The 11,729-nt window shown below is 34.1% G+C and carries 10 protein-coding genes; 1 reads left to right on the forward strand and 9 read right to left on the reverse strand.

Annotation, left to right across the window (positions count from 1 at the left end):
• Nucleotides 1-102: 102 nt before the first annotated feature.
• From kdpA to BLP44_RS20435, 8 genes are all read right to left on the reverse strand, one after another.
• Nucleotides 103-1,824, reverse strand: coding sequence for a potassium-transporting ATPase subunit KdpA (gene kdpA, locus BLP44_RS20400; RefSeq protein ID WP_091135657.1), 1,722 nt, complete (start codon nucleotides 1,822-1,824; stop codon nucleotides 103-105).
• Nucleotides 1,825-1,958: 134 nt separating this feature from the next.
• Complete coding sequence (kdpF, locus tag BLP44_RS20405) at nucleotides 1,959-2,036, reverse strand: K(+)-transporting ATPase subunit F (RefSeq protein WP_073418200.1); 78 nt, start codon at nucleotides 2,034-2,036, stop codon at nucleotides 1,959-1,961.
• Between the two features lie 153 nt (nucleotides 2,037-2,189).
• Complete coding sequence (locus tag BLP44_RS20410; RefSeq protein WP_008466868.1) at nucleotides 2,190-2,471, reverse strand: DUF7674 family protein; 282 nt, start codon at nucleotides 2,469-2,471, stop codon at nucleotides 2,190-2,192.
• A 383-nt stretch (nucleotides 2,472-2,854) separates the two neighbouring features.
• Complete coding sequence (locus BLP44_RS20415) at nucleotides 2,855-4,198, reverse strand: sigma-54-dependent transcriptional regulator (protein WP_091135661.1); 1,344 nt, start codon at nucleotides 4,196-4,198, stop codon at nucleotides 2,855-2,857.
• 282 nt (nucleotides 4,199-4,480) lie between these two features.
• Entirely contained in the window at nucleotides 4,481-8,020 is a 3,540-nt protein-coding gene (locus BLP44_RS20420; protein WP_244511828.1) for a M1 family aminopeptidase, read from the reverse strand.
• A gap of 4 nt (nucleotides 8,021-8,024) precedes the next feature.
• The gene (locus BLP44_RS20425; protein ID WP_091135667.1) at nucleotides 8,025-8,909 is read right to left on the reverse strand and encodes an ABC transporter ATP-binding protein; all 885 of its coding nucleotides are present in this window, start codon (nucleotides 8,907-8,909) and stop codon (nucleotides 8,025-8,027) included.
• Nucleotides 8,910-9,023: 114 nt separating this feature from the next.
• Nucleotides 9,024-9,230 carry a helix-turn-helix domain-containing protein gene (locus BLP44_RS20430; RefSeq protein WP_008466864.1) on the reverse strand — a complete coding sequence of 69 codons (207 nt, stop codon included), beginning with the start codon at nucleotides 9,228-9,230 and terminating at the stop codon, nucleotides 9,024-9,026.
• 2 nt (nucleotides 9,231-9,232) lie between these two features.
• Nucleotides 9,233-9,748, reverse strand: coding sequence for a DUF2975 domain-containing protein (locus BLP44_RS20435; RefSeq protein WP_091135678.1), 516 nt, complete (start codon nucleotides 9,746-9,748; stop codon nucleotides 9,233-9,235).
• Nucleotides 9,749-9,921: 173 nt separating this feature from the next.
• Between BLP44_RS20435 and BLP44_RS20440 the strand changes: the two genes are divergently transcribed.
• Nucleotides 9,922-10,926, forward strand: coding sequence for an LLM class flavin-dependent oxidoreductase (locus BLP44_RS20440; RefSeq protein WP_091135682.1), 1,005 nt, complete (start codon nucleotides 9,922-9,924; stop codon nucleotides 10,924-10,926).
• 502 nt (nucleotides 10,927-11,428) lie between these two features.
• Here the strand turns inward: BLP44_RS20440 and BLP44_RS23070 are convergent.
• The coding region (locus BLP44_RS23070) for a hypothetical protein (RefSeq protein ID WP_211516897.1) at nucleotides 11,429-11,729 on the reverse strand (301 nt) is incomplete at its 5' end.

An 11,729-nucleotide genomic window follows, 5' to 3' on the forward strand; every position in this document is an offset into this window, starting at 1 on the left:
AGCTATGTGTTAGAAACTACTTTCTTTTGGTTTTCTTTTTTAGTAAAGAAAAAACTATGTTTCTATGTGTTTAAAATATTTTCAGCATTGAAAAATGAGTTATTATTTTAAAGTAAAGAATTCTGCCAATGGACCTAAAGCCAAAGCTGGGAAGAAAGATAAAGCAGCGATAATTGCGATTACAGCGAAAATCATTATTCCAAAAATTGAGGTGTCAGTTTTTAAAGTTCCCGCACTTTCAGGAATATATTTTTTATTCGCTAATAAACCTGCAATTGCAAGAGGCCCAATAATCGGAATGAAACGGCTCAACAATAAAACAATTCCAGTTGTGATATTCCAAAACGGATTATTATCTCCCAAACCTTCAAAACCAGAACCGTTGTTGGCAGCGCTCGAAGTATATTCATATAGCATTTCTGAGAATCCGTGGTTGCCTGGATTGTTTAACCAACCTGTGGCATTTCCGCTGAACCAATATCCCATTGCTGTATCATTTGCAGCAAAGTAAGAAGCCAAAGCAGTTCCCGCTAAAATCAATAACGGATGAAGAATTGCAATAAAAGCAGCGATTTTTACTTCCCGAGCTTCGATTTTCTTTCCTAGAAATTCAGGAGTTCGACCGACCATTAAACCAGAAATAAATACGGCCAGAATAATAAAGATGTAAAAGTTGAGGTAACCAACACCACATCCGCCATAAAAGGCATTGACCATCATAGCTAACAACTGCATAGCTCCAGAAACTGGCATTGCGCTATCGTGCATACTGTTTACAGATCCTGTAGAAATTACAGTTGTGGCAATACTCCAGAATCCTGAAATGACAGGGCCAAAACGAACTTCTTTTCCTTCCATTGCTCCAGTTGTCTGTGCAATTCCCATTTTTGCAATAGCGGGATTTCCGTTGATTTCGCTTGAGATTGTCGGAATTACAAGAAGTAAAAATCCAACGGTCATAACTCCAAAAATGATGTAAGAGAATTTCTTTTTATTTAGGAAAAATCCAAGTGCAAAAATCATCGCAAACGGAACAATCATCTGTGCCAAAAGTTCAACAGCGTTCGTAAAATAAGTTGGATTTTCTAAAGGATGAGCCGAGTTTGCTCCGAAGAATCCGCCACCATTTGTACCAATATGTTTAATAGCAATAAAAGCAGCAGCTGGTCCACGAGAAACTTGAACATGATCACCTTGCAAAGTGGTTATGGCATCTTTTCCTTCAAAAGTCATAGGGCTTCCACTGAAAACCAAAACGATAGCAACAATTGCAGAAAGTGGCAATAAAATACGAGTACAGCTTTTTACGAAATAATTATAGAAATTACCCAATTTGTCTGTAGTTCTTTCTTTCATAGCAGTAAAAACCATTACCGCAGCTGCAATTCCGACACCAGCCGAAACAAATTGTAAAAACATTAAAATTAGTTGCGATAAATACGAAACCCCGCTTTCACCTGAATAATGCTGCAAATCGCAATTAACTAAAAATGAAATAGCCGTATTAAAAGCCAAATCGGGTGTCATCGACGGATTGTTATCGGGATTTAGTGGTAATGAACCCTGAAAAAGTAAAACAAAAAAGCAAAGAAAGAACCAAACCATGTTGATACTTAAAAGTGCTTTTAAATGCTGTTTCCAATTCATTTCTACGGCTGGATTAATACCGCTGATTTTAAAAATAAGTTTTTCAATTGGATTGAAAATTGGGTCAAGAAGTGTTTTGTTTCCCAAGAAGACTTTAGCAATATATTTCCCTACCGGAATAGCTAAAATAATGGTAAGGATAAAAATACCTATGACACCTAGTATTTCTGTGTTCATATTTTATTTGTTAGAAATTATTTAATTTTTAGATTTTTATAAAAACAGGATAAGTACGATAAAGGCTAATGTCCAGACAGCACATGCATACAGTAGGGATGTCTTTTTATTTTTATAATTCGACTTTTTCATTTTTAAAATTTTTCGGGTTTGATTAATACATAAATCAAATACACGAAAACGGCGATTGAAACAATAAATAGTGCAGTCATGATTTAGATTTTTTCAAAGAATTCAACTGACAGAAAACAAATCGCAAACAGTAAAACTGCCAAAGCGAGAAGGAGGATTGTGGCCATGATTATTTTAGATTTAAGATTGTAGACTTTAGATTTTTCGATTAAACAGTTAACCGATTAAACTTTTTAGACTCCCGAAGCATTAACCTGTTTGATATATTCTGCTTTAAGCGTTTGAGGGAAAAGGTGTGAGATATTGCAGTGGCGCATTTCCATAAAAGATGAAACTGAAAAAACGTATACGTTAGAAATGGCATTTTTAGTTTCGATGCTTCCATTTATAAATAACCGTTCAGCAAGGGCTAGGCACTTTTTAGCACGAACGATATTACCGCAGATAATATTTTTTTTAGTAATCTCAGCAAAGCGTTCTGCTTGTTTGTAGATTGAGGTAACTTGATTTTTCATTTGGAATGAATTTTTAATGTTCTTCCTCTTTATGCCAAAAGATGTTCCGAAAAAGTCAAGTGATGTCTAAAGTGTTGTAAACAAAAGAAATGTAGTTTTGTGCCAAAAATTAGGCATAAAAAAAGCCTATCATTTTGATAAGCTTTTCTCGTTTTGATATAGTATTTGCTAGCTCCAGAGGAGCGAAATATTTATAGAAGCAAATACGTATAATTACTCAAAGCTCCAGCGGGGCGACATATTAGAATGTTGGTGTCGCTCCTCTGGAGCTTTTCAAATCGAATTAAATATTGATTTTTGAAATTTGCCATTGCTATTGCCATTGGAATTTGGACCCGAGCGATAGCGAACAGGCGAAGCAATTTAAAAAATTGGAATTTATTCTATTGAATCCCATATTCATCAATTTTTCTATACAAAGTTGCAATCCCAATTTCCAATAATCTAGCCGTTTCCGCCTTATTTCCTTTTGTATAATTTAAAACCTTTTGAATATGGAGTTTCTCAACACTTTGCATGGAGAAAGCCGACATTGGTTTCGAATTATTTTCAGATTGATGCTGCATTTCATAAGGCAGAACATCTGCAGTCAAAGTATCGCCACTGCTTAAGATAACAGATCTCTCGATGACGTTTTTCAGTTCACGGATATTTCCTGGCCAGGAATAATTCTCTAATTTCTGTAAAAAGTCATCCGCAATTTGTAGCGCTTTTTTATTCGTTTTTTCTGAAAATTGCTTCACGTAATAATTGGCTAATAACGGAATATCTTTAATTCTTTCTCGTAACGAAGGTAATTTGATTTCGAAGATATTCAAACGGAAATACAAATCAGAGCGAAAACGATGTTCGTCGCTTTCTATCTTTAAATCACGGTTTGTAGCGGCAATTAACCTAAAATGTGATTTTTTTGGAGTCGTGTCACCAACGGGAATATATTCAGAAGTTTCTAAAACACGCAATAATTTTGCCTGAAGATCAATTGGCATTTCACCAATTTCATCTAAGAATAAAGTTCCACCGTTTGCTTCTTCAATAAAACCTTTTTTATCTTTTACAGCTCCCGTAAAAGAGCCTTGTTTATGACCGAAAAGCTCGCTTTCTAAAATTTCTTTTGTGAAAGTGCTGCAGTTCAGCGCCACAAAAGATTTTCCTGCACGATTGCTGTTTTCATGAATAGCTTGCGCAAAAACTTCTTTCCCTGTTCCAGTCTCACCAGTCAATAAAACAGTCGAATCGGTTTTGGCTACTTTTTGTGCCAAATCAATAACCTGTTCGATTCCTTTTGATTTACCAATTATGGTATTAAAAGAATATTTATCGTTGATTCGTTTTTCAAGCTGTTGGACTTTTTTCTGCAAATGCACTTTTTCAACGGCTTTATACAGAAGCGGAATAATTTTATCGTTATCGTCGCCTTTTACAATATAATCGAATGCGCCATTTTTCATTGCCTGGACACCATCTGGAATATTTCCGAAAGCCGTCAGCAGAATTACTTCTGTTAAAGGAAAACTGTTTTTTATGTTTTGAAGAAAATCGACACCGTTTCCGTCAGGAAGTTTTACATCGCACAAAACGACATCAATTTCGGTTTGTTCCAATTTTTTGAAACCCGATTTTAAATCTTTCGCTTCAAAAACTTCAAATCCTTCCGATTTTATAATTCGCGCCAGCAGACTTCTTAGTTTTTCTTCGTCGTCTATAATTAAAATTTTATGTGTCATTTTACAGATAAGCTAAAACCGAATTAGTGTTTTGATGTACAAATTTAGGTTTAAAATCTGTTCGCTTTTTTGATTGGGAAGAAATTATTTCTACGTTTTGATTTTAATATTTTATTTAAACACATAGAAACATAGTTTTTTTCTTTACTAAAAAAGAATACCAAAAAGAAACTAGTTTCTAACACATAGAGCGCTATGTGCATTAATGCAAGTGAAACGCCTTTCAAAAGTAACAAAATCTATGTCTCCATGTGTTTAAGAAATTATACTCAACGAAAAAACTTAATCAATTTCCTTCTCGTTGTCCTTTATAAAAGTGTCAATATTCATTAAAAGAGGGTCAAATACAATGCGTTGAGGTTTGTTTTTGAATTTAATTTTGCCTTTAACTATATTGTTTTGGATTGGAAATGTGTAGCGAAATAACTTTCCGCTTTCATCATAAATTCCAATATCTATTGTTTTGTCATTGTTGATCTGCTTTCGAATTCCTGTTGCGTTTTCAATATATTTTTTAGTATCTGCTTTAAAAGAAACTTCATAAAAGCCATTCTTTTTGACACTTTCAACTTCAGAAATTTTAGAAGAATACGTAATAATCTTTTTAAACATTTCATCTAATTTAGGATGCAATTTAATATCTGCAACAGCATAAATTTCCTTTAATAAACTTTCAGAATCAGGAATCGGATTTGGATATTTCGAATGGTTCAGGAAATTCTGTAAAGCCAGATTTACTTTTTCTTCGCCAATTAAAACTCTTAGCTGATGCATAACCAGCATTCCTTTATCATAAGGCAAATGTGGAGTTTCATAATTTGTTTTATATAAAGGAGTTTCGGGCTCATAACTTCGACTGCTTAAATACAAATCCAGATGAATTTTTAAAGTTTCTAAAGCTTTCTCTAAACCATGTTCTTTTTCATACAACATCAATTCGGTGTATTGGGCGAGAGTTTCGGTCAAAATCCAACTTCCTTCTTTTTGTTCGGGACTGATTTGCGCATTTCCCCACCATTCGTGCGACAATTCATGCGCCGTTAATTGATTGATGACATCTTCCTTATCTCGATTATTCAAGTTGCTGTAAAAACCAAAATTCTCTTTCATAAAAACTGTAGATGGATAAGAAGTTGCAGCAAATCCATCCGCGAAAGCAGAAACTTCGGCATAACGAATGGTTTTGTATGGATATTTTCCAAAATTGTTTTGGCAATAATTTAACGTATTTTTTACATCTTGAATCAGTTTAGCAACATTTCGAGAATGTCTTTTATCATAATAAACTTCAATAGAGATGCCTTTATAGTTTGTTTTTTGAATTTGATATTCGGCAGAAGAAAAAGCAAATCGGAACGGAATTTTTCCATTAGATTTATAATGAAAATAATTTCGGTTGTCTTTTTTCCAATTTCCAACTAAATCGCCAATTCCAATTGCGGTTTGATTTTTAGAAGTAGAAACCACAACATCATAATCAATAAAATCATTTGTTGTTTTAGACTTGTCCTCAAGTCGCTTAAGCGGAGTCTGTGGTTTTAAATGCCTTTTTTCCCGCTCCTTTTTACTGCTGATTTCGTTAGAATCTTGATAACCAAAAGTTGGAAAGTAACGGCTTATTCGCATAAACGAACCATTTTCAATTATAGAATTAAATGCAGTATGCCCTTTAAATGGCGACCAAGTTGAGGTAAAAGCAAAACTCATTTTCATTTTCTGATGAGGTTGCAAAGGCTTTTCCAATTGATACCAATAATGATGAAATTCAGAAACATCATCCAGATTTTTCGCATTCTCAATTTCAACAGAAGTCAGTTTCGAATTTCGATCTATATATAGGAGTAAACTATCAATTGGTTTTTCCGAATTATTGATCAATTCATAAGTGCCGCTTACTTCATAACGATTTTCTTCAGGAAACAAATCGACTTTACTCTTTACAGTAATAATCGTTGGCTGTGCAAAATTTGTATATTTTTTAAATTGGAGTTCATATTGTTCGCTCCAATTGTTAAAATCATCTTTTGTCAAGTATGGATATTCGATATTCGTTTTATAAAAAAGATAGCTTCCAAAACCAATGAAAAGAATAATTCCCAAAACAAAAGTTATTTTCTGAATGGAATTAAACGAATTTCTTCGAATGGTTTTCAGAATGGAAGAATTTCGTTTCCATAAAATTCCGGTCAATGTAAGCAGAATCAAAGTCAATCCAGAATTGTAGAGCATCGAAATATGAAATGGATAAGTATAACTTCCGAAACCATTCAAATCAAAATATTCCCTTTTGAAAGAATCTCCAAATCGAAATAATGTGTGTGTGATTCCCAATTGTTGTCCAATTCCGGTGCAAAACAAAATCACAATAAAAGCAGAAACAGCTAATCCTAAATATTTGTTTTTAACGAAAGTTTGAATGGCAATCACCAAAATTGAAATCAAAAACAAAGGAAAGCCAATATAATAAAACATTGAAAAGTAAAGACCAGCTTCAATTGGCGCATTGGCATGTATAATCTGAAAACCAATTCCAATCAAAACACTAATTCCAATCAAGATTAACGGAATCATAAAAAGCACTGTCAATTTCGAAAGTAAAACGATTAGCTGAGAATATGGTGCTGTATTTTCAAGCATTTCAAATCTCGAATTTTCACTTCTATTCAATAATTCACTGCTGTAAAAAAGAATAATCAGAATCAAGATGAATGGCAGGCGATCCATTATGGTTGAAATCATCAAAGCCGTATCGGTAATTTTTTCCGCCAATCTGATTCCACCGTCAATCTCATCTGAAATCTCAATCATTAATAATCCCGAAAGTAAAATTACAATCAGTAAAAATGGAATTCCTTTTAAAATCAAATAAATATCCATTTTCAAATTGCTTTTAAAAACAGCCCAATTATGTTTTGAGGTTTTAAATTCAAGCTGTTTCGGAATTACAGCAGAATATGTTTTTGTTTCTTTCGCATTGGTTTTAATGGTTTTTACCTTTTTAGTTTTTGTTTTTCGAAAAGAAAACATTTTATAAGAAGCAAAAATCAGAAGGAAAGAAAAGCAAATCCATAAGATTCGATTGAATAAAAAGTTGCCCGAAAGCGAAATCAGTTGGGTGTTTTTTTCTATTGATGTCCAATATCTCGTTTGTTCCAAAAAAGCTGCCAAACCAAACGGATCTATTTTTGCTGCCAATGACATCGCTTTCGCGGAAGACGGAGATGCGTTTGCAAATAATGGCGAATTAGAAAAAATCGAGCCCGCTATATATAATAGGTAGATGAATAATCCGCCAACGTAAACAAAAAGTTTGCTTCGCGTAAGCCAAGCTAAGGTTGCAAGAATCGAAAGGCATAAAAGAATATTAGGAATAACAATAATCAGATACGGCCAGACGTAATTTAGAATTTCAAACGGACCAATTTCACTTTTAGGAATCCAAGACATTTGATGTCCGATAATCATTCCGATGATGAACATTCCAAAAGAAGAAACCGATAGAATGAAAGCCGTGATAAATTTACTTCCTAAATAATAAAATTTAGAAATAGGAGAAGAGAAGATTATTGCATCAAATTTGGTTTCGTATTCTTTTAAAAAATGCTGTGCAACAAGAAGTGTGGTGGAGAAAATAGTCATTAGCGAAATCAAACCAATCGCATAAGTTAATGTAAATGGACTGTTTTTGTAAGCTCCCGAAAACGAAAAGTTCGCAAAAGCACTCACAAAAAATCCTAAAACCAAATAAATGATAAATGTGGCATAAAATGTCCAGTTTCTGGTATTGTTATGCCATTCAAATTGAATTAATTTAGAAAGCATAACGTTATTTTTTAAAATGATTTTGCGATAATATATTAAAGTAAACATCGCTTAAATCTGGAGAAGTCAGTTCGAAACCAGAATCAGGCTGTTGTTCAGAGAAAACATGAATGTTGATTTTTCCTGAATTCAAATGAGAAGAAATAATATTAAAATGTTCTTGATGTTCTTTCAGTTCATTTTTATGAATCGCTTTTATCCAGAGTTTTCCTTTCAAAGAATCTACCGCTTCATTTGGATTTCCTTCCAAAATCAATTTCCCATTAGAAATAATTGCCATTTTGGTACATAAATCGCGAACATCTTCTACAATATGTGTAGATAGAACTACAATAATGCTTTCACCTATTTCACTCAAGAGATTATTGAAACGGTTTCGTTCTTCAGGATCAAGCCCAGCAGTTGGTTCATCCACAATAATAATTTTCGGACTACCCAATAAGGCCTGTGCAATTCCAAAACGCTGACGCATTCCACCAGAAAAAGAATTTACGGCTTTGTCTTTGTGTTGTAATAAATTGGTTTGTTGCAGCAAATACAAAATCTGGTCATGTCGTTCTTTCTTATGGACAATTCCTTTCAAAATTGCCAAATGATCAAGAAGGCGATAAGCAGAAATTTTTGGATAAACGCCAAATTCCTGCGGAAGATATCCGAGATTTTCTCTAATAAACATTGGGTTTTCGATAACGTTTATGCCGTTAAATTCGATAATTCCAGAAGTTGGTTCTTGCAAAGCAGTAATGGTTCGCATTAAAGTTGATTTTCCTGCACCGTTCGGACCCAATAAGCCAAACATTCCGTTTGAAATTTCAAGCGATAAATGGTCAATCGCTTGTGTGCCGTTCTCATACGTTTTACTGAGATTTTTGATTGTTAAACTGTTCATTTTTTGATTGATTTTTGATGATGATATAAATGATGATTTGAAATTTTGGGCAATAAAAGTCCTGTCGGCCTCAAAAAGCCGATTTTTAGATTCAGAAAATTTGATTAAAAAAAACTACTCGCTTACATATTCTAAAATATCACCAGGCTGGCAGTCCAGGATTTTGCAAATAGCTTCGAGAGTATCAAATCGAATACCTTTTGCCTTTCCAGTTTTTAGAATCGATAAATTAGCAGGCGTTATATCTAATTTCTCTGCCAATTCTTTACTCTGCATCTTGCGTTTGGCAAGCATTACATCAACATTTACAATTATTGGCATAGCTATATAAATAAGTCTTGTTCGTTTTGAAGGTTTAAACCTTGTTTAAAAATGGCAGCTAAAAAATAAGCAAAAGCGCCAAGCATTCCGTGCAATATGATAAAAAGTGCCACTTCATTATCTAAAGGAACAAAGAAGAAAGCAAAAAATATAACAATACTCGGAATGAATAAATTGGATAAATAAAAGCGTTTTAAGTGCAAAACTCCATTTTGAGTAAATAATTTTGGCTGAAAGAAAATCTTAAAGACATTACTACTCAGTAAAAAGAAAAGTCCGTAAAGACTTAGCGGAGCCAAAAAATCAAAGAGAATATACGGCAGATTGTAATCGCCCAACATTACAGGATGCGTAGTAAACGGATAACAAACCTGAAAATACTTTCCGTTATCTTTAAATGTTAGAAATAACCCTGTAACTAAAGTAAAAACCGAGTAAGCGGCCAAGAAAAAATAAACTACAGCCAAGAATCGGGTAAAATAAAACAATATTCTAGAAACAATATGAGTAGTCTTCATACAATGAAAAATTAAATTGATATTGCAAATGTATAATTAATTATTTTAAAACAATAATTAATTATTAAAAATTAGATATTTTGAATCATTTGAGAATATTATAATTCTATTAACATTAGAAAACAAAGGCGTTTGCATAAATGAGTTAATTTTGCATTTTAGCCTTAATTTATATGAAAAAAACAATTTCAGTCTCAATATTAGAGCTTGCAATTATCACGCAAGATAGTAACGCAACAGAAACATTCCAAAAAACAAAAGATATAGCGCAATTAGCCGATAGATTAGGATACAAGAGAATCTGGCTCGCAGAACACCATAATATGGCACACGTTGCAAGTACTGCAACTGTGGTTTTAATTGGTTATGTAGCAAGTCAAACCGAAAATATCCGTGTAGGCTCTGGCGGAATCATGCTTCCAAATCATTCTCCTCTAGTAGTGGCAGAACAATTTGGAACTTTAGAAACCCTTTATCCAAACCGAATTGATTTAGGTTTAGGAAGAGCACCCGGAACAGATCAACCAACTGCCGAAGCGATTCGAAAAGACTTTTTTGAGCAAGCACAGCGATTTCCGCAAAATGTAAGCAAGCTTCAAGAATACTTTTCATCTGAAAATGCATCAGGAAAAGTCCGTGCATTCCCAGCCGAAGGGTTAAATGTCCCAATCTGGATTTTAGGATCAAGTATGGATAGCGCGGCTTTGGCAGCAGCTTATGGATTGCCTTATGCTTTTGCTGGACACTTTGCACCAAAACTAATGATCCAGGCATTTGAGTTTTACAGAGAAAATTTCCAGCCATCAGAGTATTTAGATAAACCAAAAACAATGGCTTGTGTAAATATCATTGCGGCAGATACAAATGAAGAAGCAGAATTGCTATCGACAAGTTTGTATCAAATGTTCTTGAACCTAATTAGAAATGATCGCAAAGGATTACAGCCACCAGTTTCATCTCTAGACGATATCATGAATGAAGCAGAACGTTTCCATGTAAATCAAATGACAGCAGGAACCTTCACAGGAAACAAAGAACAGCTAGTAACCGATTTGAGAAAGTTTATCGACTATGCCCGAATCGACGAGCTAATGGTGACAAGTCCAATCTTCGATCATCAAGCAAAACTAAAAAGCATTCAAATTACCAAAGAAGTAATAGACGCCTTGAATGAATAATACATATAATGTAGTTTTTAAATTATACTTATATATATAAGAGTAAGTCTCATTTATAACCCGACAGGTTTTAAAACCCGTCGGGTTTGTTTTTTGTATGCATATATGTAGAAAACCATGCGATATATTTACGAGTAAGATTTTGTTATGCTTAGCGGATTGAAGCGCATCCAGTTTTGGGATTTGGAGTTTAAAAGATTGGGATTTTTTTTTAGGAGCTGTTTCCCGCTATCCGCTGCAATCTTTTTATGGCGAACCCCGCCATAAAAAGGATTTCCGCTCCTATCGGGGCTAGGGCGCCAGTTTCCAGAAGAAGGGGCAGAAAACTCAGCGTCTAAAAAGTGGGGAAAACAGCCTTCGAGCCTTAGCGGCTTTGCGGCAAAACGGCCCGATTCCTTGGTGTACGAAGAAAAACCTTACGCGCGGTGAAAAATATCCAAAATGTAAGCCACGCGTTATGAGAAGGTTAGGAAAAAGGGCAGAAAAACTTCAAAAAAACTCTTTAAAAAAGCTTGCAGAAGCGGAAAAAGGTTCTACTTTTGCACCCGCAACGGCGAAAAACGCTCTTAGACATTCCGGCAGCTTGATCATATTTTGAGAAAAGAGATTTTCGAAAAAAAAAGATTGGAAAAAGCTTGCGGGAAAAGAAAAAGCTTTTTACATTTGCACCCCGCAAAACACGGAGGCTCATTGAAAGATTGGAAGAAAAAGTTGAGAAACTGAAGCGATAAGAAAGCTTCAAAATTTTTTCAAGTTTTTCTTGCGAGAAACAAAAAGAAGTTTTAGTTTTGCACCCGCTTTGA

The organism is Flavobacterium anhuiense, from assembly GCF_900101855.1.
In the GTDB taxonomy this organism is placed as follows: Bacteria; Bacteroidota; Bacteroidia; order Flavobacteriales; family Flavobacteriaceae; genus Flavobacterium; species Flavobacterium anhuiense.